Source organism: Streptomyces sp. NBC_01198, assembly GCF_036010485.1.
Lineage (GTDB): Bacteria > Actinomycetota > Actinomycetes > Streptomycetales > Streptomycetaceae > Actinacidiphila.
In genome coordinates this window covers 5,044,477-5,070,389 of record NZ_CP108568.1, presented here as the reverse complement: position 1 = coordinate 5,070,389, position 25,913 = coordinate 5,044,477, and the positions used below count along the sequence as shown (strand labels likewise).

21 protein-coding genes are annotated in these 25,913 nt (G+C 72.1%); 7 read left to right on the top strand and 14 right to left on the bottom strand.

Features of this window, described 5'->3' with window-relative positions; translation table 11 throughout:
• Positions 1 to 5: 5 nt before the first annotated feature.
• The 9 genes from OG702_RS22675 to OG702_RS22635 all read right to left on the bottom strand — a co-directional run bounded on the left by OG702_RS22675 (position 6) and on the right by OG702_RS22635 (position 10,566).
• Positions 6 to 638: a GTP-binding protein gene (locus OG702_RS22675; protein WP_327290749.1), complete on the bottom strand. Its 633-nt coding sequence runs from the start codon at positions 636 to 638 to the stop codon at positions 6 to 8.
• Entirely contained in the window at positions 616 to 975 is a 360-nt protein-coding gene (locus tag OG702_RS22670; RefSeq protein ID WP_327290748.1) for a DUF742 domain-containing protein, read from the bottom strand. Before OG702_RS22670 ends, OG702_RS22675 begins: the two co-directional genes overlap by 23 nt.
• The gene (locus OG702_RS22665) at positions 972 to 1,406 is read right to left on the bottom strand and encodes a roadblock/LC7 domain-containing protein (RefSeq protein ID WP_327290747.1); all 435 of its coding nucleotides are present in this window, start codon (positions 1,404 to 1,406) and stop codon (positions 972 to 974) included. The genes OG702_RS22670 and OG702_RS22665 overlap by 4 nt, the downstream gene beginning before the upstream one ends.
• The gene (locus tag OG702_RS22660) at positions 1,403 to 2,833 is read right to left on the bottom strand and encodes an ATP-binding protein (protein WP_327290746.1); all 1,431 of its coding nucleotides are present in this window, start codon (positions 2,831 to 2,833) and stop codon (positions 1,403 to 1,405) included. The genes OG702_RS22665 and OG702_RS22660 overlap by 4 nt, the downstream gene beginning before the upstream one ends.
• Before the next feature lie 1,053 nt (positions 2,834 to 3,886).
• Complete coding sequence (locus tag OG702_RS22655; RefSeq protein ID WP_327290745.1) at positions 3,887 to 4,681, bottom strand: SDR family NAD(P)-dependent oxidoreductase; 795 nt, start codon at positions 4,679 to 4,681, stop codon at positions 3,887 to 3,889.
• 4 nt (positions 4,682 to 4,685) lie between these two features.
• Positions 4,686 to 5,861, bottom strand: a complete 1,176-nt coding sequence (locus OG702_RS22650) for a serine hydrolase domain-containing protein (RefSeq protein ID WP_327290744.1) — start codon at positions 5,859 to 5,861, stop codon at positions 4,686 to 4,688.
• 231 nt (positions 5,862 to 6,092) lie between these two features.
• Positions 6,093 to 7,949, bottom strand: coding sequence for a glycoside hydrolase family 6 protein (locus OG702_RS22645; protein WP_442814507.1), 1,857 nt, complete (start codon positions 7,947 to 7,949; stop codon positions 6,093 to 6,095).
• Between the two features lie 274 nt (positions 7,950 to 8,223).
• The gene (locus tag OG702_RS22640; RefSeq protein WP_327290743.1) at positions 8,224 to 9,918 is read right to left on the bottom strand and encodes an FAD-binding dehydrogenase; all 1,695 of its coding nucleotides are present in this window, start codon (positions 9,916 to 9,918) and stop codon (positions 8,224 to 8,226) included.
• Between the two features lie 144 nt (positions 9,919 to 10,062).
• On the bottom strand, positions 10,063 to 10,566 hold the full coding sequence (locus OG702_RS22635; protein WP_327290742.1) for a GNAT family N-acetyltransferase: 504 nt from the start codon (positions 10,564 to 10,566) through the stop codon (positions 10,063 to 10,065).
• A 166-nt stretch (positions 10,567 to 10,732) separates the two neighbouring features.
• Between OG702_RS22635 and OG702_RS22630 the strand changes: the two genes are divergently transcribed.
• Both OG702_RS22630 and OG702_RS22625 read left to right on the top strand, forming a co-directional pair.
• Positions 10,733 to 14,407 carry a S41 family peptidase gene (locus OG702_RS22630; RefSeq protein WP_442814505.1) on the top strand — a complete coding sequence of 1,225 codons (3,675 nt, stop codon included), beginning with the start codon at positions 10,733 to 10,735 and terminating at the stop codon, positions 14,405 to 14,407.
• A 57-nt stretch (positions 14,408 to 14,464) separates the two neighbouring features.
• Entirely contained in the window at positions 14,465 to 15,169 is a 705-nt protein-coding gene (locus OG702_RS22625) for an endonuclease V (RefSeq protein ID WP_327290740.1), read from the top strand.
• Positions 15,170 to 15,258: 89 nt separating this feature from the next.
• Here OG702_RS22625 and OG702_RS22620 read toward each other — a convergent pair whose 3' ends face one another.
• The 4 genes from OG702_RS22620 to OG702_RS22605 form a co-directional block, all read right to left on the bottom strand.
• On the bottom strand, positions 15,259 to 15,489 hold the full coding sequence (locus tag OG702_RS22620; RefSeq protein ID WP_327290739.1) for a hypothetical protein: 231 nt from the start codon (positions 15,487 to 15,489) through the stop codon (positions 15,259 to 15,261).
• 117 nt (positions 15,490 to 15,606) lie between these two features.
• Positions 15,607 to 16,509 (bottom strand): SDR family oxidoreductase, encoded by a 903-nt coding sequence (locus tag OG702_RS22615; protein WP_327290738.1) that lies wholly within the window; start codon positions 16,507 to 16,509, stop codon positions 15,607 to 15,609.
• Positions 16,506 to 17,471, bottom strand: coding sequence for an alpha/beta fold hydrolase (locus OG702_RS22610; protein ID WP_327290737.1), 966 nt, complete (start codon positions 17,469 to 17,471; stop codon positions 16,506 to 16,508). The genes OG702_RS22615 and OG702_RS22610 overlap by 4 nt, the downstream gene beginning before the upstream one ends.
• Positions 17,468 to 19,000 (bottom strand): flavin-containing monooxygenase, encoded by a 1,533-nt coding sequence (locus OG702_RS22605; RefSeq protein WP_327290736.1) that lies wholly within the window; start codon positions 18,998 to 19,000, stop codon positions 17,468 to 17,470. Before OG702_RS22605 ends, OG702_RS22610 begins: the two co-directional genes overlap by 4 nt.
• A gap of 341 nt (positions 19,001 to 19,341) precedes the next feature.
• Here OG702_RS22605 and OG702_RS22600 point away from each other — a divergent pair, with 341 nt between their 5' ends.
• The 5 genes from OG702_RS22600 (at position 19,342) to OG702_RS22580 (ending at position 22,996) form a co-directional block, all read left to right on the top strand.
• The gene (locus tag OG702_RS22600; protein WP_442814728.1) at positions 19,342 to 20,208 is read left to right on the top strand and encodes a MerR family transcriptional regulator; all 867 of its coding nucleotides are present in this window, start codon (positions 19,342 to 19,344) and stop codon (positions 20,206 to 20,208) included.
• 74 nt (positions 20,209 to 20,282) lie between these two features.
• Entirely contained in the window at positions 20,283 to 20,549 is a 267-nt protein-coding gene (locus tag OG702_RS22595; protein ID WP_327290734.1) for a DUF2630 family protein, read from the top strand.
• A gap of 14 nt (positions 20,550 to 20,563) precedes the next feature.
• Complete coding sequence (locus OG702_RS22590) at positions 20,564 to 20,878, top strand: GNAT family N-acetyltransferase (protein WP_327293329.1); 315 nt, start codon at positions 20,564 to 20,566, stop codon at positions 20,876 to 20,878.
• A 76-nt stretch (positions 20,879 to 20,954) separates the two neighbouring features.
• Positions 20,955 to 22,454, top strand: coding sequence for an AlkA N-terminal domain-containing protein (locus OG702_RS22585; protein WP_327290733.1), 1,500 nt, complete (start codon positions 20,955 to 20,957; stop codon positions 22,452 to 22,454).
• Positions 22,451 to 22,996 carry a methylated-DNA--[protein]-cysteine S-methyltransferase gene (locus OG702_RS22580; protein WP_327290732.1) on the top strand — a complete coding sequence of 182 codons (546 nt, stop codon included), beginning with the start codon at positions 22,451 to 22,453 and terminating at the stop codon, positions 22,994 to 22,996. The genes OG702_RS22585 and OG702_RS22580 overlap by 4 nt, the downstream gene beginning before the upstream one ends.
• 67 nt (positions 22,997 to 23,063) lie before the next feature.
• On the opposite strand, the gene OG702_RS22575 is transcribed toward OG702_RS22580, so the two are convergent.
• Complete coding sequence (locus OG702_RS22575; RefSeq protein WP_327290731.1) at positions 23,064 to 25,706, bottom strand: YfhO family protein; 2,643 nt, start codon at positions 25,704 to 25,706, stop codon at positions 23,064 to 23,066.
• Between the last annotated feature and the right edge of the window lie 207 nt (positions 25,707 to 25,913).

Genomic DNA, 25,913 nt, shown 5'->3' with positions numbered 1-25,913 from the left:
CCGGTTCAGGACTCCTGGTCGGCGGGGACGGGGCGGGTCTGCAGGTGTTCCACCAGGGCGATCAGCGCCTTGGTGGAGGAGGCGGCGTCGCGGGCGTCGCAGCCGATCAGCGGGGTGTCGGGTAGCAGGTCGAGCGCCTCGCGCACCTCCTCCTCGGGGAAGTGCGGCGCCCCGTCGAACTGGTTGACGGCGACCGCGTACGGCATGCCGTGCTCCTCGAGCAGCCCCATCACGTCGAAGGACTGGTCGAGCCGCCGGGTGTCGGCGAGCACCAGGGCGCCGAGCGCGCCCTGGAGCATGTCCGTCCACAGCCGCGTGAAGCGCTTCTGGCCCGGCGCCCCGAAGAGGTAGAGCACCAGGCTGTCGCTGAGGGTGAGCCGCCCGAAGTCCATGGCGACGGTGGTGGCGGTCTTCTCGGGCACCCCGGCCAGGTCGTCGACCTGCGCGCCGGCCTGGGACAACGGCTCCTCGGTCCGCAGCGGCGTGATCTCCGAGAGGGTCCCGACGAAGGTGGTCTTGCCGACCGCGAAGTGCCCCACGACGAGGATCTTGGCCGCGGTCCTGACCGAGTCGGCCACGTACGAGGGCGCGCCGCCCGGGGGGACGGTGGCGCGGTCAGAGGCGGGCGCGGAGCCCATTGAGCACCTCCTGCAGGAGCTGGACGTCGGGGAGTTGCGCCTTGGGTATGGCGGCCCGCGCGATGATGTGGCCGCTGTCGATGAGGTCGCTGATCAGCACTTTGGTGACGCTGAGCGGCAGGGAGAGGTATCCCGCGACCTCGGCGACGGACAGGGCTCCGCCCCGGCACAGCTCCATCACCGCGCGCCGCTCCGGCGTGAGCCCGGCCAGCGGGCGGCTGGTCACGGCGTTCACCAGCGTGACGATGTCCAGGGTGTTGCGCGTCGGGTGGGCCCGCCCGTCGGTGACGACGTAGGCCCGCACGAGTCCCTGCTCTCGCCTGCGCGGCGGGGTCATGACGTGACGGTGGTGCCCGGCCGGGTGGTCGCCGCGTCCTGGCGGGGCGGGCTGGTCAGCTCCTTGCCGAGGCGGTCGACCAGCTTCTGCATGCGGTAGGTGACCATCTCCATGTCCACGTTCTGCGTGGAGGAGACCGCCAGATACGCGCCCGCGCCCGCCGCGACCAGGAAGACGTAGCCCCCCGCGAACTCGACCAGGGTCTGCTGCCAGGGCGAGCCGTCCTTGCCGCAGAACTCCGCGGTGCTGCGGCTGATGGACTGCAGCCCGGACAGCGCGGCGGCCTGGCGTTCCGCCTCGTCGCGCCCGATGCCCTTCGAGTGCGCCCTGAGCATCCCGTCCGCGGACAGCAGGATCGCGTGCCGCGCCTCCGGGACCTTCAGGACCTCGTCGAGCATCCAGCCCAGCTCGTTGGCCATATGGTCGTTCATTCCTGAGTCGTCCCTTCGTCATCGGTGGATTCCGCGCGCCCGGAGCGTGTGCCACGGGCGAATGCACCCATTCGGGATGCCGTCTCGTACGGGGTACGCACCGGCCCGGTGTCCTCGTCGGCAGCCGGTTCCGCGGTGCGTGCGTGCCGGGCCGCGAGCTGCTCGCCGCTGACCTCGCGCCTGCGGCGCTTGGGCAGGCCGCCGGCGGTGGCGCCGGTGATGGGGGTCGCCGGTACGTCGTCGCCGGGGGTGTACCCCGGCGCCGGTACGGTCGCCGCTGCGTGCCGGCCGGCGCCGGGAGCCGGCTCGGCCGACGCGTTGCGCGCGGCCGCCGACGAGCGCACCGGCAGCTCGCCGGGTGCCACGGCGCGGGAGTGCGCGGCGGCGCGGGCGACCACCGGGGCCGCGGCCGTACCCGCGGTGGTCAGCAGCGCCTTGGGCAGGAACAGCACCGCCCGGACGCCGCCGTAGGGCGACCTGGTGTCCACGGACACCGAGAAGCCGTAGCGGGCGGCCAGCACGCCGATCACCGCGAAGCCGAACTGCGGCGGGTCGCCGAGCCGGTTGATGTCCAGGTTCTCGCCGCCCTCCAGCCGCTCGACGGCGACCGAGACCTCCAGCTCGTCCATGCCGACACCCGCGTCGTCGATGACGATCGTGGTGCCGTTGTGCGCGGGACGCAGGCTGACCTCGACCGAGGTGTTCGGCTGCGAGTGCCGGGTGGCGTTGTCGAGCAGTTCGGCGACCGCGAGCACCACCGGTTCCACCGCCCGGCTGATCACGTCGATGTCAGGGCCGGTGCCGATCTCGACCCGCTGGTAGTCGCGGATACGGGACTTGGCGCCGCGCAGCACGTCGATCAGCGGCGAGGCCGCGCGCTGCCGGCCTGGCCAGGAGCCGCAGAGCACCGCGATGGCCTGCGCGCGGCGGCCGAACTGCGAGTTGGCGTGGTCGATCTCCATCAGGTCCTGCAGGACGTTGGCGTTGTCGTGCCGGTCCTGCATGTCGGAGATGGACAGCTGCTGCTCGTTCGCCAGCGCCTGGACCGAGCGCATCGCCGCTTTCAGGGTGGCCTTGGCCGACTGGTCGGCCCGCACTCTTGCCTTCTCGACGGTGCCGACGAAGCGGTGCACGACCTGGTCCATCCGGTCCGCGAAGGCGGACCCGGCGAGCCGCGGATCGCGCAGCCCCTGCTGCGGCCGCCGGCCGCCCAGCTCCACGGCGGGCAGCCGGACGTCGACCAGGTGCGCGATCTCCGCCTCGCGGGCCCGCACGTCCGCCTCGCGGTCGTGCAGCTGGCGCTGGGTGGCGGCGAGCTGTTTGCGGAGGCGGGCCGACACGACCGCCTGCCGGACCCACAGGACGAGGGCCGCGAGCGCGACGACGGCGACAGGCCAGAACACCACACCCGATATGTGACTTGTCATCAGATCCTCAGGAACTCGGGGAGGCCGATCAGACCGGGGCAGCCCATCGGATCCCGGCACGTACGGGACGCACCGGAATGCGCACAACGGTCGGCGTGGTCAAAACCCGACGCGCGCGCCCGCCGTGGGAAGGGATTGCCTGATCATCCTAGCCATCCGACGGAGGGACAAGAGCACTCTGGTGGAGGAGTTGTGACGTCTCGTCAGGCGCTCCGCGCCCCCGTACGGGGACTCCTCGCAGGTCCGCGCGATCGCCGGGGGCGCAATTCCCGCACGGCGCCGGGCGCGCGACGGGCGGATTCCGCTGGACTTCTCCCCGCCGCCCGCCGCTTTTGGGCTCATTCGCACTCTTTCCCGTGCCGTTCACGGCCTGCGCGGCGGGCCGGCCGGAACCGCGGGCCCCTCCCCACCGCGGCCGCTCCGGCACCCGGCGCGGGGTCCGGCGGGCGGTCAGGGAAGTTGATACGAACCTCAAATTTCATATCCCACGTGCTCGATCGACCACAAGAATTTACACCCACAGCGGAATCGGCCGCCGATGAACCGTTGATCCTCCTCGGGTGCGTCGCTACGATTGCCGCGACAGCTGGCCGGAGAGAACCTCTGACCCAGGTCATAGAGATCCAGTGCGCCACCGGAAAGCGGAAGCAGCAACTCCGCTGACTGCCGGCGAATGCGTCGCCGATGCCTCGACCAGGCATCCGGCGCCCCGGATGAGCAGGCAGAAGCCATCGACGCTGTCGATGTCCGATGCCCTCTCCGCGGTGCGGGTTCGGCGGCCCGTCCTTTCACGAACAATGCATTTCGCCTCTCACCGGTTGACGGGGAAAGGCGGGCGAGGACGGTGCCGATTCCTCACCGGCGCGCAGGAAAAGAGCCGGCTGGGTCTCCGTGAGGTCCGCAGAGCCGATCGGCCGTTCGCCGGGTGAGCCTCCCGCCACCGGCGGACGGCCGGTCGCTGTGCTCCGCGACTCGGGGCCGGTGATCGCGCTCGCGCCCCTGCCGGGGAGGTCGGCGAGACGGCAGGGCGGGCAGCGGCCCACGGCCGGCGGGCTACTCGACGGCCGCCTCGACCGCGTCCGCGAAGCCGGGGTTGCTGAGCAGGATGCCGCCGTCCACCGGGAGCGTCACGCCGGTGGTCCAGGCCGCGTCGGGCGACGCGAGGAAGGTGACGGCGCCGGCGATGTCGGCGGGCTCACCGATCCGGCCGAGCGGATAGAGCGGCGCGGCTGCGGCCAGCACGGACTCCTTGCCCTCCCAGGCCGGCGTCCGGATGGTCCCGGGGGCCACCAGGTTGACCCGCACACCGCTGGGAGCGGCGTGCACCGCCAGCGTGCGCGTCAGCGACATCAGGCCCGCTTTGGCCGCGCTGTAGGAGTGGTTGCCGAAGTAGGAGATGCCGTTGACCGAGCCGATGTTGACCACCGCGCCCCGCCGGCCGGGCGCGGCGGCCAGGTGCGGCAGCGCGGCCCTGGTGCAGCGCATCGCGCCGACCAGGGTGACGTCGAGGTCGAGCCGCCACTCGTCGTCGTCCTCGTCGGTGAAGTCGGGCCGGTGCTCGCCGCACCGGTAGGCGTTGTTGACCAGCACGTCGAGCGTCCCGAAGGCGTCCACCGCCTGCGCCACGGCCGCGTCCACCGACTTGCGGTCGGCGACGTCGCACCCGCACGACTCGGCCCGGCCGCCCGCCGCACGGATCGAGGCGGCGGTCCGCGCGCCCCCCTGCTCGTCGATGTCGGCGATCAGCACTGCGGCACCCTCGGCGGCGAACCGCCGGGCCGTCGCCTCGCCGATACCGCGTGCGCCGCCCGTGACGATCACACCGAAGTCCTCGAAACGTCCTCGCATCCGGTCAGCGTATGCACTCCTTGAGCGCCCTGACCAGGGCCTGGGCGCGCGGGTCCGCGGTGACGTTGCGCTGCATCCCGTTGGTGACGTAGCCGAACCCGATACCCGTACCCGGATCGGCGAAGGCCAGGCTGCCGCCGCGACCCGGGTGCCCGAAGGATCCGGGGGCCAGCAGCGGCGAGGCCGGGCCGTGCAGCATGTAGCCGAGCCCGAAGAGCGTGTTGACCACCAGCACCTGGTCGGGGCCGTCCGACTCCGGCGTCCTGGCGGCGGTCAGCGTCGCGGGTGCGAACAGCCGCGGGCCGTCCTGCACCTCGCCGACCAGCGCCGCGTAGAAGCGCGCGAGCGACCGGGCGGTGGCGATGCCGCCGGACGCCGCCAGCTCCCCCGCCCGATACGCCGGGTCGTTCTCGTCGGGCAGCGGGGTGATCGCGGCGAACGCCCGCCGAGTGAGCGAGTCCGGATCGGCGTAGGCGTCGTGGACCGACTGCTTCGCCCGGGTGCGCAGCCCGCCGGAGACCGCGGGTGGGGGCACCTCGATGTCGGCGATCCTGCCGACCTGTCCCACCCGGTCGGCGGGCAGGCCTATCCACAGGTCGAGGCCGAGCAGCCGGGTGATCTCCTCGGCCACGAAGCGACCGATCGACCGCCCGGAAGCGCGTTGCACCAGCTCACCGGCCAGCCAGCTGAAGGTCTGCGCGTGATAGCCGTGTGCCGCGCCCGGCGTGAAGAGCGGCCGCTGCGCGGCCACCGCGCGCGGCCCCGAGACCCCGTCGAGCGCCTGCTCGGGGGTGAGCGGCACGTCGAGCGCGGGCACCCCGACCCGGTGCGCGAGCACCTCCCGTACCGTCACCCGGTCCTTGCCGTGCGCCTTGAACTCCGGCCAGTACGCCCCGACCGGCGCGTCGAGATCCAGCTGCCCGCGCTGGTGGAGCAGCAGCAGGCAGGCCGACGCGACGCCCTTGGTCGCGGACCGAACGGTCTGCGCGGTGTCCTCCCGCCACGGGCCGCCCCCGTCGGGCGCCGCGGTGCCGCCCCACAGGTCGACGACCTTCCGCCCCTCGCGGTAGACCGCGACTGCCGCGCCCCGGTCCCCGCGCCGGGTGAAATTGCCCGCGAAGGCGGTGCGGACCGGCTCGTACCCCGGCTCCACCGACCCGTGCACCTCGGTGACGTCCATGAATCCGCCCCCCTCCTTGGTCCCGACCGTCTCGACCCTTCCACCTCCATGGTGCACGAGGGGTGTGACAGCCGGGCACCGGCCCGTGGTCCCGCCGCGTGAACGTGCCCGCACCCGGCCTGCCGCGGCCGGGTGCGGGCATGCGGCGGGCCCGCGACGGGACCGCGGTCCGGGTCGGCTGACCCGGTGCGGCCCCGTGCGGGCCCGGTGGGGGGATCCGCTGTTCGCGTACTACGAAAGCGGCGGGTAGGCGTTGGCGATGAGCTGGTGGAACTGGGCCGAGAACCAGTGGCCCGCCAGCGGCGCGTTGGACAGTGCGCCCGTCGCGTTGTTGCCGTTGCGCGCGTTGCCACCGTAGGTCGGGTCGCACATCCGGTCGAAGCCCTTGCCCTCGTCGTTGCTGACGACCTGGCTCGCACCGTCCGACTCACCCGGAGGCTTGACCCACACGTAGGCGTCGATGCCCGTCGCGGGAGCGGCGGTCGGCCGTGCGCCGATGCCCGCACCCGTCTGGTTGCACCAGTTGCCCGCGTGGATGCGACGGTCGATGCGGCCGCCGTTCACGTAGGTGTCCACGCTGGTCGTGGCACCCGGTCCGGTGGGACGGGCAGTGCCGCCCCAGCCGTTGCGGGAGGTGTCGATCAGCATGCCGAGGCTGGAACTGAAGCCGAGCGAGACCAGCTTGTCCCGCAGGCCCTGGGCGTAGGACTGCTCGTCCACGTAGTAGTTCCAGTCCACCCACTTGGACTGCCGCACGGTGGTGCCGTTGACGTTGTCCGTGATCTTGAAGTAGGGCTCGACGGTCGCACCGTAGTTCGCGGTGTTGACGATGAAGCCCTGGACGTCCCCGACGTTGGCGCCGTTCGTCGTGGCGACCTTGTAGAACTCCTGCGCGGCCGGGCCGAGGTTGGTGTCCCAGCCGAGCCAGGCGTGGTGGCCGGCGTCGATGTAGTTGTAGGTGTTGCCGATCGCGCCCAGCTTCGAGAGCGCGTAGCTGACGCCCTTCTCGTAGTTGCCGTTCGCCTTCATCGTCGCGCACGCGTCGGTGGAACCGTCGGTGCCACCCGCGTTGGTGGTCAGGTTGGGCAGCGAGTCGGGCTCGACGATGTTGACGATGCGCAGCCCCGAGTACGCCGAGTTGCCCTCCAGCGCGGCGATCGGGTCGATGTAGTCGGTCTGGTAACGGCCGATGTCCGTCGGGCCCAGCTCACCGTTGGAGGCGAGGGCGGAGCAGTCGCGTCCCGGAAGGTCGTAGATGACCAGTTCGATGGTCAGCGGCTGGCCGGCGGCCTGCTGCACCGCGGCGTCCAGGTGGGCCTTGAGGCCCATGCCGCCGTTCACACCGTTGATCGCGGCGATCCGGTCGAGCCACACAGCGGTCGACTGGTGGGCGATCGAGGAACCGCCGTCCCCGGCAGCCAGCGCGGACCACTCGGAGTTGACGTAGCCCTTGGCGCCCACATACGGGTTGTCGACCCGCTGGCCGGGCGGCGGGGTGGTGCCACCCGTCGAGCCGCCGGTGGTGCTGCCGCCGGTCGTGCTGCCGCCGGTGGTGCTACCGCCAGTGGTGCTGCCGCCGGTCGTGGTGCCACCTGTGGTGGTACCGCCGGTCGTGGTGCCACCTGTGGTGCTGCCACCAGTCGTAGTACCGCCGGTGCTGCCACTGCCACCGCATGCGACACCGTTCAGGGTGAACGCCGTCGGCGAGGTGTTGGTGCCGCTGTACGACCCGTTGAAGCCGAAGGTCGCCGTCCCGCCGGTCGCCACCGCGCCGTTGTAGGACAGGCTGGCCGCGCTGACGGCCTTGCCCGACTGGGTGACGGTCGCGTTCCACGACTGGGTGATCTGCTGGTTGCCGGCGAAGTTCCAGCCGAGCTTCCAGCTGGTCAGCGCCGGGCCGGTGTTGGTGATCGTCACCTGCGTGGTGAAGCCGGTGTCCCACTGGCTCACGTTGTAGGCGACCGAGCACCCGGCCGTGGCCGCCGAGGCGGACGTGGTGCTGAGCGCAGCGGCCACACCGCCTGACGCGACGACCATCAGGCCTGCGGCGAACGCCGCGGTTCTGCGTCGGACTATCGGGACTGCCATGTGCGAACGACCTCCATTGGGGGGATGGGCCTTCGAAGGTGCTCCGAGAGGCCATGGGAGGTGGTGCGGTGATTCATTGTTCGGTTACACGCTCTTAACGTGGGAGCGCTCCCATAGTGCGGAGCCCTCTGGCTCCTGTCAATGCTTGAAGCACGACAACGCGCCCCGCGCCAGGCCGCGTTAGCCGCTGCCCCCGCTATCCCCCCAGGTCACCGCGTCCTTTACCGGGAAAGGCACTCCCCCTACCGGTCCGCGGTGCGGTGATGCCCCAGGACTATGCCGTGGCCAGCGCCGCGGCCCTCCCCGCCGCGCGCCCGGAGAATATGCACCCGCCGAGAAACGTGCCCTCCAGTGACCGATACCCGTGCATCCCGCCGCCGCCGAAGCCCGCGGCCTCCCCCGCCGCGTACAGCCCGCCCAGCGGCTCGCCGCGCCCGCCGGCGCCGGGCCCCGGCGCGCCCGCGGCGCCCGGCGGCAGCAGCACCCGCCCGTCCAGATCGGTCTCCAGCCCGCCCAGCGACTTCCGCGTGAGGATGTTCAGCCGCACGGCGATCAGCGGCCCGGCCTTCGGGTCGAGCAGCCGGTGCGGCGACGCGGTACGTATCAGCTTGTCCCCGATGTAGTTCCGCGCCCCGCGAATTGCCGTGACCTGCAGATCCTTGGTGTATGTATTCGCTATCTCCCGATCCCTCGCCTCGATTTCGCGACGCAACGCGTCCTCGTCGACCAGGCCTTCCCCGGTCAGCGCGTTCATGCCCCGCACCAGTGCACCGAGTTCGCGCTCCACGACGAAGTCGGCTCCGTTCCGCTTGAACGCCTCGACCGGCCCGGGCGCGCCAGGCAACGCGCGTTTGAGCACCTCGCGCACGCTTCGCCCGGTGAGGTCCGGATTCTGCTCGGAGCCGGAAAGGGCGAACTCCTTCTCGATGATCTTCTGCGTGAGGACGAACCAGGTGTATTCATGGCCGGTACGCATGATGTGTTCGAGCGTGCCGAGCGTGTCGAAGCCGGGGAAATAGGGTACGGGCAGCCGCTTTCCCGTCGCGTCGAGCCACAGCGACGAGGGACCGGGCAGAATGCGGATCCCGTGCCTGGCCCAGATCGGATTCCAGTTCTCGATGCCCTCGGTGTAGTGCCACATACGGTCGCCGTTGATCCCGGAGGCGCCCGCCGATTCCGCGACACCCAGCATCAGTCCGTCGACATGCGCCGGGACGCCGGAGAGCAGCTTCTTCGGGGGCGTCCCGAGCCGGTCCGGCCAGGCGGCACGCACCAGGTCGTGGTTGCCGCCGATGCCGCCGCTGGTGACGATGACCGCCTGCGCCCTGAGCGCGAATTCACCCGCCACCTCGCGCGAACTGGCCGTGCCGCGTGCCGCGTCGCTGGCCGCCAGCACCTCACCGGTCACGCCGTCGACGGCGCCGCCGGCGGTGCTCAGGCCGGTCACCCGGTGCCGGAAGCGCAGTTCGACGCGCCCCTGGGCGACGGCCTCCCGCACCCGGCGCTCGAACGGCTCGACGACCCCGGGACCCGTACCCCAGGTGATGTGGAACCGCGGCACCGAATTGCCGGGGCCGGTCGCCAGGAAGCCGCCGCGCTCGGCCCAGCCGACCACCGGGAAGAGCCGCAGACCCTGCTCGCGCAGCCAGGCCCGCTTCTCACCGGACGCGAAGTCGACGTAGGCCTGCGCCCATTGCCGCGGCCAGTGGTCCTCGGGCCGGTCGAAACCGGCTGTTCCCAGCCAGTCCTGGAGCGCCAGCTCCGTACTGTCCTTGATGCGCATCCGGCGCTGCTCGGGTGAGTCCACGAAGAACAGCCCGCCGAACGACCAGAACGCCTGGCCGCCGAGCGACGCCTCCGGCTCCTGGTCGACCAGGATCACCTTCCGCCCGGCATCCGCCAGTTCGGCGGTGGCCACCAGTCCCGCGAGACCCGCACCCACCACGACGACGTCCGCGTCCAGTGCCATCCGCCCGCCTCCTGCTCCCCGCGCCCAATACCCCGACCTACTCGGTGGTAATGCACGTTACGCGAGCCGACCCCGCCAGGTCAGCGCCCCGGCACGACCGCACGCGGCCGCCCCTTCATCGTCGGGTGCCGCGACACGTCCGGCTCATCGGATGATCAGCTGCCATCTCATCTCACCGTCGTGCCACTCGTCCGTGGCGGTCAGCCCGGCCGCCGCGGCCACCGCGGCGGACGCCAGGTGGTCGGGGTGGACATGCGCCACCACCGCCGTCACCCCCCGCGTGCCGAGCCAGCCGACCAGCCCGCGTGCGGCCTCGGTCGCGATCCGCCGTCCCTGCCACGGCGTGCCCACCACCCACGCGATCTCCGCCCGCTCGCCGGCGACCGTCGCCTGCACCGTCCCGGTCAGACAATCCGCGGAACGCAGCCGCACCACCCAGTTGCACCACGACACCCCGGGGTCGCCCGACCCGGCGACCAGCCGCTCGTACCGGGCCCGCAGCTCCTCCGCGCTCTGCGGGGCGCCCCCGATGAAGGCGTGCAGCGCCGGGTCGTCCAGCACCCGGGCCATTTCCCCGGCATGGTGCGCGGCCAACGGCAGCAGCGTCAGCCGCCGCGTCGTGATGACCTCCGCTGCCACGTCCTGCAACCCTGCCTCCCGGTCACCGGCGCCCGACGATGACCGCCGGGCCTGGACGGGACCGTACGCCCCCGCCGCCGTCGCGGCCGCGCCGCCCGGCGGCCGGCGGGTGTGCGGGGGCACTCCGGGGGCGCACAGGGGTGAAAAGTTGCTGGCGTTGCGGGCGCCCCGAACCATGGGTGGGGTGAGCGACGGCGCGTACCTCAGGTTCCCGCACCTCCACGGCGACATGCTCTGCTTCGCCGCGGAGGACGACATCTGGGTGGCCCCGCTCGGCCCGCCGGGCGGGGCTCCCGGACGTGCGTGGCGGGTGACGGCGGACCGTACGCGGGTCGGGCCGCCACGGCTGTCACCCGACGGGGCGACGATCGCCTTCACGACCTGGCGGAGCCTGGACCCCGAGGTGTATCTGGTGCCGTCCGAGGGCGGCACCTCTCGGCGGCTGACGTACTGGGGCAGCGCAGACACCAGGGTGTGCTCATGGACCCCCGACGGCAGCGTGCTCGCGGTGTCCTCGCACGGGCAGGCGTTCTCCTACTTCACCTGGGCGCACAGCGTGCCCGTCGAATGCGGCCCGGGCGGGCCGCTGCCCTGGGGGCCGGTGTCGGACATCGCCGTGCACGACGACCAGGACGCGGACGGCGAGCGCCGCACCCTGCTGCTGACGGGGACGCCGCCGCACGAGCCGCACGCCTGGAAGCGCTACCGCGGCGGCGCGACCGGGCGGCTGTGGCTGCACGGCGAGCGCCTGGTGCCGGACATCGGCGGGCACCTCGCCGCGCCGATGTTCGTCGCCGGCCGGGTCGCCTTCCTGTCCGACCACGAGGGCATCGGCAACCTCTACTCCTGCCTTCCCGACGGCACCGACCTGCGCCGCCACACCGACCACGCCGACTTCTACGCCCGCAACGCCGCCACCGACGGCGTGCGCGTCGTCTACCAGTGCGCGGGCGACCTGTGGCTGGTCGAGGACCTGACCGCGCCGGACGCGGTTCCGCGGCGCCTCGACATGCGCCTGGGCGGGGCCCGCAGCGGCCGCCGCCACTACCAGGTGCCGTCCGCCGCCAATGTCGACAGCCTGGCCATCGACCCCTCCGGCCGCGCCAGCGCCATGTGCGTCCGCGGCAGCCTGTACTGGCTCACCCACCGGGACGGCCCGGCCCGCACCATCGCCGACGCCGCGGGCGCGCGCGTCCGGCTGCCCGAGATGCTGGGTGACACCGGGCTGGTCGGCTACGTGACCGACGCCGAGGGCGAGGACGGCATCGAGCTGGCCCACCTTCCTGGCCGCGCCTCCCGCGCCCTGAGCCGCGGCCCGCAGTCGGCGGCCGACGCGGCGGTCGCGGCCGTCGCCATGGATGCCGCCCTGGACACCACGGGTCCGTCGGGCGCGCCCGCGGACGCGGCGGCGGACACGGTTCCGGTGGCCGGCGCGCGGTCACGTACGGCGGGGGGCGATGATCGTATTCCGCCGGGCGATGATCGTACGGATGCGGGCGATGATCGTACGGCCAGAACCGGCTCCACCCGCGTGGCCTACGTCGACGGCGTCATCACCGTCGACACCGGTGGCGCCGACACCGGCCCGCCGCCCGGCGACACCTCCGACGCGGTCACCCGGCTGGCCGTGGGCCGCCTCGGCCGCGTCCTGGAGCTGGTCTCGGCGCCGGACGGCCGCACCCTGGCGGTGGCCTCGCACGACGGCCGCCTGCTGCTGGTGACCTCCGGCGTGGCCGCCGACATGTCAGAAGGCGGCGCGACCCGCTACGACGACACCGACACCGATGTCGACACCGAGGAACAGCAACCACCCGGCACGGTGAACGAGCTGATCCGCTCCACCAACGGCCCCGTCCGTGACATCGCCTTCTCCCCCGACTCGGCCTGGCTGACCTGGTCCCATCCCGGCGTCGGCCGCTCCCTGCGCTCGATCAAGATCGCCCGTCTGTCCGACCAGACGATCATCGACGTCACCAACGGCCGCTTCGAGGACGAGCAGCCGGTCTTCACCGGTGACGGCCGCTATCTGGCCTTCCTGTCCTGGCGCGGTTTCGACCCGGTCTACGACGTCCATACCGGCGACCTGTCCTTCCCGCTGGGCTGCCGCCCGTATCTGGTCCCGCTCAACTCGGCCACGCCGTCGCCCTTCGCCCTGCCCGTCGACGGCGGCCCGGTCGGCAGCGCGAGCGGCAGCGGACTCGACCCGGGCGAGAGCGGCGCCGGCAGCGAGGGCCCGGTCGTCGTCGAGGCGGAGGGTCTGGCCAGCCGGGTGACGCCCTTCCCGGTGCCCGCCTCGAAGTACTCGTCGCTCGAACCGGTGCGGGGCGGCCTGGTCTGGATGCGCTGGCCGATCTCCGGCGCCCTGGGCGAGACCTTCGTCAACCCCACCGACCCCTCCTCCCGCCCCAGCCTGGAGTTCTTCAACCTCGGCAAGTCCAAGAAGACCGAACTGGTCCACCACATGGACTGGTACGCCGTCAGCGGCGACGGCCAGCGCCTCGCGGTGTACGACCAGGGGGAACTGGCGGTACTGCCCGCCACCGAACGCGGCGACGACGAGACCACCGTCTATGTCGACATGCGCCGCATCCTGCACGAGGTCGACCCGGGCGCCGAATGGCGGCAGTCGTACGCGGAGGCGGGCCGCCTGATCCGCGACTACTTCTGGGCGCCCGACATGTGCGGTGTCGACTGGCCGGCCGTCCTCGACCAGTACCGCCCGCTGGTGGAGCGGGTCGCCACGCCGGACGAGTTCGCCGACCTGCTCCGCGAGGTGCTGGGCGAACTCGGCACCTCTCACGCCTATGTCGCCGCCGCCCGCCGCAACGAGGGGCCGCCGCACTATCAGCGCCCCATCGGCCTGCTCGGTGCCGACTTCCAGCACAACAAGGACGGCACCTGGACGGTGGTCCGCATCCTGCCGGGCGACTCGTCGGACTCCAAGGCCCGCTCCCCGCTGGCGGGCACCGGGATCCGCGAGGGCGCCCTCCTCACCCACGTCGACGGCCGGCCGGTGGATCCGCACGCGGGCCCCTTCCCGCTGCTCGCGGGGGCCGGCGGCACCACCGTGGAGCTGACCTTCCGCCCGCCCGGCGGCCGTGGCGCGCCCCGCCGCATCGCCGTCGTCCCGCTCATCGACGACCGGCCGCTGCGTTACCAGCACTGGGTCGCCAGGCGCCGCAAGGTCGTCCGCCGGCTCAGCGGCGGCCGGTGCGGTTATCTGCACATCCCGGACCTGGGCGGCTCGGGCTGGGCGCAGTTCAACCGCGACCTGCGCAAGGAGGTCGCCTACGACGCGCTGCTGGTCGACGTCCGCGGCAACGCCGGCGGCAACATCAGTGAGCTCGTCATCGAGAAACTCACCCGCACCGTCCTGGGCTGGGACCTCACCCGCAATGCCCAGCCCGTCTCCTACGCGAGCAACGCGCCCCGCGGCCCGGTGGTCGCCATCGCCGACGAGGCCACCTCCTCCGACGGCGACATGATCACCGCGGCGTTCAAACTCCTCGGCCTCGGCCCGGTGGTGGGCCTGCGCACCTGGGGCGGCGTGGTCGGCATGACCGGCCGCCACCGCCTCGGCGACGGGACGGTCATCACCGTGCCGATGAACGCCGCCTGGTTCGACGCCTACGGCTGGTCGGTCGAGAACCACGGCGTGGCGCCCGACATCGAATGCCTGCGTACGCCGCTGGACTGGGCGGAGGGCCGGCACGGGCAGCTCGACGTCGCCGTACGCACCGCGCTGACGCTGCTCTCCCAGCACCCCGCGGCGACCCCTCCCGACCTCTCCAGCCGCCCGGACCGGGCCAGGCCACCGCTCCCCCCGCGCTCGCACCCGATGTCGCCCTGAGGGGCGTCCGCCGCCTCGGCTGGCCGCCCGCGCCGCGGACGTGGCAGCCTGCCCGCAATGGAGACTCACAGCAGCGGTGGTGCGCAGGCGTCGTGGCCACGGTCGGTGGACGAGGCCCTGGCCGAGCAGGAGCGGATCCGCGGCCTCGCGGATCTCACCTCACCTGGGCCCGCGCCGGGCCGTGTACGGCTGGTCGCCGGCGTGGACGTCTCCTACGCCACGCAAGGCGACGCCCTCGTCGCGGCGGCCGTGGTCCTGGACGCCGGGACGCTGGAACCCGTCGAGGTCGCCGTGGTGGAGGGGACGGTGACCTTCCCGTACGTGCCGGGACTGCTGGCGTTCCGTGAACTGCCCTCCGTGGTGGCGGCGCTGGAGAAGCTGACCCGTACGCCGGATCTCCTGGTCTGCGACGGCTACGGCATCGCGCACCCGCGCCGGGCCGGACTGGCCGTGCATCTGGGAGTGCTGACCGGACTGCCGTGCTTCGGTGTGGCGAAGACGCCGTTCGTTTTCCGCCACCCTGACGTCGGCGAAGCGCGCGGCGCCTCGGCCCCGTTGACGTCGGAGAACGGCGAGGTCGTGGGCCGGGCGGTGCGGACGCAGCCGGGCGTCAAGCCGGTGTTCGTCTCGGTGGGCCACGCGATCGGCCTGGACCACGCCTGCGCCCATACCCTGCGGCTCGCCCCGCGGTATCGCCTTCCGGAGACGACCCGCACGGCCGACCACATCAGCCGCGAGCGACTGCGCGCGATCCTCCGGTAGGAGTCCGCCACCGCAGAGTAGAAGGGGCGCCCCGAAGGACACCCCTTCCCTGTGTCACGGTATTAGCGCGACCATCTCAAGGCGCGACGTCAGCTCCAGTCGTCCTGGGGCTCGTCGGTCGAGTCCTCGCCCATACGCCGACGAGCCTGCTCCTGGCCACGCTGGGCCTGCTCGTCGAGGCGACCGCCGGAGCGCTCCGGGGTCTCCTGCCCGGCGCGCTGCCTGCCCTCGTCGGCCTGCTCGGAGCCCTGACGGCGGGCACCCTTGGCCTTCTCGGCGTACTCGCTCGCCTTGTTCCTGATGTCGTCCATACCGCCCATGATTACTCCTCCTGGAGTGTGTGGGGATGCGGCCTCGACCAGACTTACACGGGGTGACAACCAGCGCATCCCGGGGCAATCAACTGCCAATCACCGCAGGTCAGAGCCACTTGGCCGTTACGGAACGTGATGGTCGGCGGCGCGGGCCGCCTCGTCCGCGGCCCCGCCCGCCCCGACCAGGCCCCGGCGCGTGCCGCCCTGCCGGGCCAGCGCCGGTGCCGCCCGCCGCATCTCCCGCCGCCCGAGCGCGCCGCCGATGACCGACGGCAGCCCGCCCCGTACCGACTGCATGCCGCGCAGCCACCACTGGGCGTAGACATGCGGCGAACGCCGCGCGATGCCCGCGGCGATCCGGTCCACGGCCGGCTCCAGCGGATAGGTGCGGTTGGCCGGCCACGGCAGCCGGCCGCGCAACTCCCGCAGCGCCTCGTCCTGGTCGGCGCCGCGCACCATGTCGGTGTCGGTCCAGCTGAGATATCCCACGCCCACGGTGACGCCCAGGTGGCCGACTTCCGCGCGCAGGCTGTGCGCGAACGCCTCCACCCCCGACTTGCTCGCGCAGTACGCCGCCATCATGGGCGCCGGGGTGAGCGCGGCGAGCGAGGCGATCTGCAGCAGATAGCCGCGGGATTCCAGCAGCGCCGGCAGGAAGGCTCGGGCGGTGGCGATGCTGCCCAGCAAGTTGACCTGGATGACCCGGTCGAAGGCGTCGGGGTCGGAGTCGAGGAAGGGACCGCCGGTCGCCACACCGGCGTTGGCCACCACGACGTCGATCCGGCCGAAGTGCGCGAGCACGTCGGCGGCGACCTGCGCCATGGCGGCGCGGTCGGTGACGTCGGCGGTCCAGCAGGCGGCGTCGTCACCCAGCGACGCGGTGACCTTCTTGAGTTCGTCGGGCTCCAGCCCGACCAGCGCCAGCCGGGCGCCGCGTGCGGCGAGTTTGCGGGCCAGCAACTCGCCGACCCCGCGGGCGGCGCCGGTCACCACCACGACCTGTCCGCGTACCGATGTCGGGCTCATGCGCTCTTCTCCTCTGCCAGGGGGTCGCCTTGTCCCGCGCCACCGTCGCTGTCGGCTACGGGAAGCGGCGCGGCTTCGTCGGCGGCGAGCGACCGGATGACGGACGCCACAGCCGCCGGGTCCTCGATCGGCGTCATATGGCCGAGGCCTGGCAGTTCGGTCAGGCCGACGCAGCGCGGGAGCGCCGCCGCGATGCCGCGGGAGTGCACCTTCGGGGTGAGCTTGTCGTGGGTGCCGACCAGGACGGCCGTCGGCGCGTCCACCGCGGCGATCTCCGCGTCCAGGTCGAGGACGGCCAGCACCCGCCCCCAGGACGCCCGTTGCCTGGCCTTGCACGCCTGCACGATCCGCGCGGTGAACGCCGCCTGCTCCCTGGTCGGGGCGGTCCCCAGGACGCCGTAGGCGAAGGCGGCGCGGGACATCGGGGTGACGGGCCCGAGCGGCAGCCGCGAGGTCAGCAACTGCCGGTGGAAGACCCGTCGCAGCCAGCGCGGCGAGAACCGCGGCGGCAGGACCTCGGTCATACCGAGCAGCCGCCCGCTGCCGGTGCTGGCCAGCAGCACGGCGGACGTGCGGCTGCGTACGGCTGCCCGCCCGGATGCCGCCATGATCGTCATACCGCCCATGGAGTGCCCGGCGAGCACCGCCCGTTCGCCCTCCCGCAGCGTCGCTTCCAGTACGGCTTCCAGATCATCGGCCAGTACGCCGGTGCTGTAACCCTTGCGGGTGAGCGGTGCCGCGCTGCGACCGTGGCCGCGCTGGTCGTAGGCGATCACCCGGAAATCGGATGAGAGCAGCCGTACCACCGGCGCCCAGAAGAGGATCGAACACGTCCAGCCGTGCGCGAGGACCACCGTCGGACCGTCGGTGCGGCCGAATTCCTCGACATGGATACGGGTTCCGTCGGCCGACGCCACCTGCAGCGTCCGCCGGGCGGGCACCGCCTCGTAAGGGAGCGTCATGACGCGACCTCCGCCCGGATCGTACGATCGTCGCCCACCGGCGGCGCGTCACCCGTGGCGGGAGCGATCAGATCGTATTCCGAGATCCTCAGCTGCCTGGTCGCACGGCGGAACTCCGCCGTGGTGCCCGGCCATGCCGTGGTGTTGCGCCCGTTCGCGTCCAGATACCAGCTCTTGCAGCCGCCGGTGTTCCAGACCGTGCGGGCGGCACGGCGCTGCATCTCCTCGTTCCACGCGCGCACTGCCGCGGGTTTCGCGTCCAGTGCCGCGGCGCCGGTCCGCGCGAGGGTGCGCAGGTAGTCGGCGACGTAATTGAGCGACGATTCGATCATCAGGATCATCGAGCTGTTCCCCAGGCCGGTGTTGGGTCCGATGATGAGCAGCAGGTTGGGGAAGCCGTCGACCGTGCAGCCGCGTAGCGCCGCCATGCCGCCCTTCCAGTGCTCGGCCAGCGTGCGCCCGTCGGCGCCGACGACCCGGTCGCCGATCGGCAGGTCGGTGACATGGAAGCCGGTACCGAAGACGATGGCGTCGACCTCCCGCTCGGTCCCGTCCGCGGTGACCACCGACGACCCGCGCACCTCGGTGAGGGCCGAGGTGACGACCTCCGTATTGGGCTGCGCGAGCGCCGGGTAATAGGTGTTGGACAGCAGGATCCGCTTGCAGCCGATGGTGTAGTCCGGGGTGAGCCGGGCACGCAGCGCCGGATCCTTGACCGACCGCCGCAAATGGCTGCGGGCGATGCGTTCCGCGGCCTTCATCAGGCCGGGCCGCTTGACGAAGGCGCCCACCTGGAACTCCCTGATCAGCCAGAGCAGCCCGCGCCTGGCCTTGGCGGTGCTCGGCACCCGGTCGTGCAGCCAGCGCTCCGCGCCGCTCACCGGCCGGTCGACGCGCGGCATCACCCACGGCGGTGTGCGCTGGATGACCGTCAGACTGCCGACCTCGGGCTGGATGGACGGCACGATCTGGACCGCCGACGCCCCGGTGCCGACCACGGCGACGCGCTTGCCCTTCAGGTCGTAGTCGTGGTCCCAGCGCGAGGAGTGGAAGACCCTCCCGGGGAAGTCCTCGATGCCGGGGATGTGGGGGGTCTTCGGGTCCGACAGCGGGCCGGTCGCCGATACCAGGACCTCGGCGGTCCAGTTCCCCGCTGTGGTGGTCACCTCCCAGCGCCGCGCGGCACCGTCCCAGCGCGCCCTGGTCACCTCCGCGCCGAAACGCAGATGCGGACGCAGTCCGAAGGTGTCGGTGACGTGCTCCAGGTAGGCCCGGATGTGCTGCTGCCCGGAGAAGGCGCGCGGCCAGTCCGGGTTGGGGGCAAAGGAGAACGAGTAGAGGTGCGAGGGCACGTCGCAGGCGCATCCCGGGTAGCTGTTGTCGCGCCAGGTGCCGCCGACGGCGTCGGCCCGCTCCAGGATCACGAAGTCGGTGATCCCCTCGCGCCGCAGTCTCACCGCGGCTCCCAGACCGCCGAATCCGGAGCCGATCACCGCCACCCGCACGTGTTCGGGCTTGTCGTCGCCCATGGCACCGCCCTTCCCTTCCGCCGGCCTGTCCACAGCCGGGGACCGCAACCGGTCCCGCGCCCGCCGTCCACCATGCCATTAATCACTGGCATTGTTGGGACTCTAGGGCACCGCAGGTTACCTGCGGTAGGGGGCGGGCCGAATTCGCCTCCCGACCCCTTGCCCGACGCGCTGCCCGGGCCATGCGCGGGAGGCGCTCGCCATGCGCCGGGCACGGGCGGCGCGCGGAGCGGCGATGTGCGCCGCCCGCACGAGAAACGCGGTCAGATGTCGGACAAGGAGCGCCGCACCAGGATGAGGCCACTTACGCCAGCACATAGGCTGGGCGGGTGAACGACCGCGTGGACGACACAGGCACAGCGGATTACGCCGGCGCACGCTCCGGCGGACAGCCCGGCGCACGCGAATACCGGGTCGAGGAGCTCGCGGAAGCGGCCGGTATACCGGTCAGAACCCTGCGCTTCTACCGCGAGCGCCGCCTGCTCCCGCCGCCGCGGCGCGACGGTCGTATCGCCTGGTATTCCGACAGCCATCTCGCCAGACTGCGGACGATCGCCGCACTGCTGGAACGCGGCCACACCCTCGGCGGCATCGCCGAGCTGATCACCGCCTGGGAGAACGGCCGCACGCTGAACGGCGTCGCCGAACTCCTGGGGGTCGGCGACACCCTCGCCGCCCCCTGGTCGGACGAGACTCCCGTCGTCCTGACGCCACAGGAACTGGCCGACTACTTCGGCGAGGACGCCAGCCCGGAGAATCTGACCGCGGCCCTGGAAATCGGTTACATCTCCGTCGCTGGTGAAAGCGCACTGCACACCAGCCGCCGCCTGCTCGACGTGTCGGCCGCGCTGGTACGCGAGGGCGTACCGCTGGCCGCGGTCCTGGCCGCGGGCCGCGAGGTGCGCGGCCACGTCGACGCCATCGCCGAAGTCTTCACCCAGGTCGTCAAGACCCACGTCCTGGGACCGCTGGACGACGTGGCCCCCGAGCAGGCCCAGCGCATCTCCGACGCCATGCAGCGCCTGCGCCCACTGGCCAAGGACATCGTCGACGCCGAGATGTCGCTGGCCATGGAGCGCCGGGTGCGCACCGAGATCGACGGGTGGCTGCGCCGCCAGGCGGCCGCCACGGGCCCCGGGGCCGGCCCGCCGCACCCGGAGGTCTCCGACGCACGCCAGGTCCCGCAGCGCCCGGACAGGGACGACTGACGCCCGCGTATCGCGAGCGCCACGCCCGGCGACCTGCAAGAGTGGAAAACAGCGACCCCTGGGAGGTGTCCCCCGTGCAACAGCCCCACGACGCCAGCGCGGAGCAGGCCATACTCGACCGCATCAGCAAGATGGTCGCCGACGAGAAGGTCCTTCGCGACCTGCTCGCCGACGCCGGACCCGAAGGCGCGGACGAACGCGAACGCCTGACCGCACTGGAACACGAACTCGACCAGTGCTGGGACCTGCTGCGGCAGCGCCGCGCCCTGTCCGAGGCGGGCGAGGACCCCGGTTCCGCCCGCGTCCGCCCCTCATCGACGGTGGAGGGCTACCGCTCGTGACGAATTCCGGCGCAATGGACGACGGCGCGACGGTGAGCGTGGCCGACGCACCGCAGGCCCACCGCTACGAGGCCAGGATCGGCGACGACCTGGCCGGTACGGCCTCCTACATGCGGACACCCGACTTGATCGCTTTCGTGCACACGGAAGTCGACGACGCCCACGAGGGCCGCGGTATCGGGTCGGCGCTGGCACGTACCGCCCTGGACGACGCCCGCGCCCAGGGGCTGCGGGTGGTGGCGATCTGCCCGTTCATCTCCGGATGGATCGACAGGCACCCGGAATACGCCGATCTGCAGTTCGTACCGGAGAGCAGCGTCTCCGACTGACAGCCCGCACCGCGCTCCCACTTCGATGTCGTTTTCTCGCCAGACCAGGACGGTGACGAGGAGCGATGCTGGTGGGGTGCATACGGACTTCGACGCCTGCGTACGTGCCGTCCAGTCGAAGGACGCCCGATTCGACGGGTGGTTCTTCACGGCGGTGCTGACCACCCGCATCTACTGCCGGCCGAGCTGCCCGGTGGTGCCGCCCAAGGTCGAGAACATGACCTTCTACCCGAGCGCCGCCGCCGCGCAGCAGGCCGGCTTCCGCGCCTGCAAGAGGTGCCGGCCCGACGCGAGCCCCGGCTCACCGCAGTGGAACGAGCGCGCCGACCTGGTCGCCCGCGCCATGCGGCTGATCGCCGACGGCGTGGTCGACCGCGACGGCGTTCCCGGGCTCGCCACCCGGCTCGGCTACAGCGCCCGCCAGGTCGAGCGCCAACTGCTCGCCGAGCTCGGCGCGGGACCGCTCGCCCTGGCCCGCGCCCAGCGCGCCCAGACCGCGCGGCTGCTGATCGAGACCACCGCCATGCCGATGGGCGAGATCGCCTTCGCCGCGGGCTTCGCCAGCATCCGTACCTTCAACGACACCGTCCGCGAGGTCTTCGCCCTCGCGCCCGGCGAGCTGCGCGCCAGGGTCGCCAAGGGCCGCCCCGCGGCCACCGCGGGCTCCATCGCGCTGCGGCTGCCCTTCCGCCGCCCCCTCACCCCGGACAACCTGTTCGGCCACCTCGCGGCCACCGGGGTCCCCGGCGTCGAGGAGTGGCGCGCCGGCGCCTACCGCCGCACCCTGCGGCTGCCGCACGGCGCCGGGATCGTCGAGCTGCGGCCGGAAAGCGATCACATCGGCTGCCGGCTGTGGCTCACCGACTGGCGCGACCTCGCCCAGGCCATCAGCCGCTGCCGCCGGCTGCTCGACCTGGACGCCGACCCCCTGGCGGTGGACGCGCCGCTCGCGGCCGACCCGGTGCTCGCGCCGCTGGTCGCGAAGTCTCCGGGCCGCCGCGTGCCCCGGGTCACGGACGGGGCGGAATTCGCCGTCCGCGCGGTGCTCGGGCAGCAGATCTCCACGGCTGCCGCCCGCACGCACGCCGGGCGTCTGGTGGCGGCTTACGGCGAGCCCGTCGAGGACCCGGCCGGCGGCCTGACCCACCTCTTCCCGTCCTCCGCCGCGCTGGCCGGTCACGATCCGGCGGAGCTGGCGATGCCGCAGACCCGCAGGGACACCCTGGCGGCGCTGCTGGGCGCCCTGGAGGGCGGCGACCTCGACCTGGACGTCGGCAGCGACTGGCAGCGCGCGCGGGCGCAGCTGGCGGCACTGCCGGGCTTCGGGCCGTGGACGGTCGAGACGATCGCCATGCGCGCGCTCGGCGACCCCGACGCCTTCCTGCCGACCGACCTGGGCGTCCGCCACGCCGCCCGCGACCTCGGCCTGCCCGCCACACCGGCGGCACTGACCCGCCATGCCGCGGCCTGGCAGCCGTGGCGTGCCTACGCGACGCAATACCTGTGGGCGACGGGCGATCATCCGATCAACGTCTTGCCCACCCACCACCCTCAACCGGAAGGCGCTTCACGATGACGACGGCGGCTCGTACGACCACGGCTGCGACCCTCACCGCAGCCGCTCATACGATCATGGACAGCCCGATCGGCCCGCTCACCCTCGTCACCCGTGAGGGTGGCCTGGCGGGCCTCTACATGACGCAACACCGGCACATCCCGTCGCAGGACACCTTCGGCCCGCAGGTCGCCGTCACCGACGTCCCGGTCCTCGCCCGCACCGCCGAGCAGCTGACCGCGTACTTCGCCGGTGAGGCCACCGACTTCGACATCGACTTGTCGACAACCGGCACGCCGTTCCAGCGTCGGGTCTGGGCGGGCCTGCGCGACATCCCCTACGGCGAGACCGTCTCCTACGGCGAACTCGCCGCAGCCCTCGGCCAACCCACCGCCTCCCGGGCGGTCGGCCTGGCCAACGGCAGGAACCCGATCAGCATCATCGTGCCCTGCCACCGGGTCGTCGGCGCCGACGGCAGCATGACCGGCTACGGCGGCGGCCTGGAGCGCAAGCGCTGGCTGCTGAGCTTCGAGCGCGGCGCCCAGCAGCCCGTTCTGAGCTGACCTCAGCTCCGCGCGGCACAGCGTCGCAGGTCCCCGGGAGCGGGGCGTCAATCCGACGCCCCGCAACTCACCCCTCGGCCAGGGCGGCGGTCATCGGCTCATGTGACGCGCCGAGATCGCTGCCGCGGTCACCGCCGTTGCTCGCGGAGCCGCCCGACCGCCGACGCCACCAGCCGTAACCGGCCAGCGCGACGAGTCCGAGCAGCGACACCCCGGCGACGGCCTCACCCTGGTGCAGCCCGGGCGGGGTGAAGGAGCAGGAGATGGACGTGGCGCTGCCGTCTGCGGGCAGCGGCACGGCCAGCAGCCCCAGATACGACCGTCCGGCGTGGACGCCGCCGTTACCCGCGGAGCACTGCCACCCGGTGATGGCCGGCGCCGCGACCACGGCGAATCCTCGCGAACCCTGCGGCAGTTGCGCGCTGATCCCGTCGTCCGTGACGTGCTCCGAGGTCGCGGCGGCCGCAGCGATCTGGCGTTCGGCGGTTGCCAGCTTGCCCATGTTGAGGCAGCCGACGGCGTCGGTGCCGAACGTGCTGGTCTCCAGGACGCGCATCGACAGCGACACATGACCGCCGGCCGGCACGTCGCCGACATGCTCGGCCGCGGCGCGCCGGGACGTCAGGCGTCCCGTGAAGCGGATGTTGGGCCCGCCGGGCACCTGCACATGACTGAACACGCTCGGCGTGTACAGGTAGACCTGATCACCCGCCGGGCAGTTCGCTTCGAGCTTGTAGGTGCTCCCCTTGGGGTCGGCGTAACCGCCCGCCACATGGAAGCGGTCGCCGTCCGGCGGTATCAGGTTGCCGTGCCCGTCGTGCAGGGTGATCGGGCCCGGCGTGTCGTAGACGGTGTGGCCGAGCAGCAGTTCCTGGTTGCGGTAAGGCGAGTCTCCGTAGTGCGCTGCGGGCTGGGCGGGGTGCACTGTGACCAGCGGCGGCACCTGCTGCCGGGTGATCGTCGACGGGATCTTCGTCTGCGGATTGCCGGGCTCGTGCGGGTCCAGCGGCTGGTGGGACCGCGCGCCGACGGAGAAGATCACATCGGTGACCGGGCTGTCGAGACTCTGCAGCGACCGGCCGTGCGAGGTCCAGCCGCCACCGAGCGAGGCCAGCGTGTAGGTCCATATGTCAGGCGTCAGGCTGCTGTAGTACGCGGCTCCCTGCCCGCCGACCATGAGCGGGTCGTTGGCGACGGTCTGCTCGCGACCCGGGTCGGTGCGGTAGTCGGGCCAGCTGTCGGCCGAGGCGATCGCGGCTTCCTGGGAGTCCTGGCGGCTGCCCCACGGGGCGTAGTCGTCGATGAGTTCGATGCGCTTACGGTCCGACCAGGCGTTGGTGAAGGCCGACTGTCCGATCTGCACACCGATCAGGGCGACGACCGCGACCACCACCAGAACCCTGCTCCGCACCAGCTCCGCTCGCCTCAGCAGCAGCAGTGCGCCGACCGCCAGGACCAGGCCGACGCCCAGCAGCGGGTATGTGCCACGGCTGATGACACCGTCATCGGCCCCGACCGCTGCCACCACCGCCACGACGCCCATGACCCCGACGCCCCAGGCGATCTGCCGCAGCTTCGGCAGGCCGTGCGCGAGTCCGATCCAGGCCGCGATGATCATCATCCCGCTGAGCACGAAGGTCTGCCGGAAAGCACTGCCGTTGGGAGTGGCGAACGCGTGCCACGCCAAGTGCGTCGGCTTCCACTGCATCGACACCGTCACCGCGAGTACAAGCCCCGTCCACACCAGCCGCGTCCGCCGCGGCACGTTCGGATGGAAGGGCAACACGAAGGCGAGCAACAGTGCGGCCGTGTCGAGATACAGCGCCGGCGTGGCAAAGGTGAACGTACCGGGCAGCAGACGACCGAAGATGTCCGACCAGGCCACGGGGTGGAACTCCTGGACCGAGCCCGGGTACGCCAGCTTCGTGCCCTTGACGATCGTCAGCAGCAGCGGGGCGGTCAGCCCGATACCGATCACCATGGACCGCGACGCACGGCCGATCGACGTCAGCCAGTCCCGCCGGGTCGCGCCGGGCTCCATCAGCAGCAGGGCGATCAGCACCAGGGCCGATCCGAGCGTGGCCATGTACGCGATGTAGAAGTTCGCCGTCCAGCCGAGCGCGACCACGACGACGGACAGGAAGGGCCGCCGCCCCGTCCGCGCCCATTCCACGACCATGCAGAAGAGCGGGAAGGCGATCAGACCGTCCAGCCACATGGTGTTGTACGACCCCGCTGCGACCGTCCAGCCGCACATCGCGTATGACGCGCCGAGCAGCCCGGCGGCCCACCAGTGCCCGCGCCGCAGCGTCAGCAGCAGACATGCCATGGCCGCTGCCGCCGCACCGATTTTCATCACCGTGATGACGTAGACGGCGAGGTCGATGCGGTCCCGCGGGAAGACCCCGACCAGCAGGGCGAACGGGCTGGAGAGGTACGTGCCGAGGTCCGGCAGGAAGCTGGTGCCATAACCGGACTGCCAGTTCAGCAGCAGCCCGCCGTCGGCTTTCCCGTGCAGCAGGTCCCACAGATGCGCGTGGTAGGGGACGAACTGGTTACCGAGGTCATTGATGCTGCGGGTGTGCTTCCCGAACGGGTAATTGTGCGCCAACGCATCGCCGACGCAGAAGGCGAGCACTGCGGAGAACGTGCCGAGCAGCGCCGCCCGCAACCGGTTGGTAGCGCCAAGGGGGGATTGCTGTACGGCCATCTGTAGATATCCCCCGCTGCCCGATCCTGGTGATGTCGCCAGATCGTAGGCAGGTATGCCCATCGGTATGGTGGCGACCATTGGGCGAGCAGGTGAACAGGGAGCGCCCTGCAGGTGGTCCGCGCATCAAGTACGGATCCATACGACTGGGCGCCCACCCGATCGGGTGAGGGATCAGTCAGATCATCGCCGGCTCATCCCAGCGGT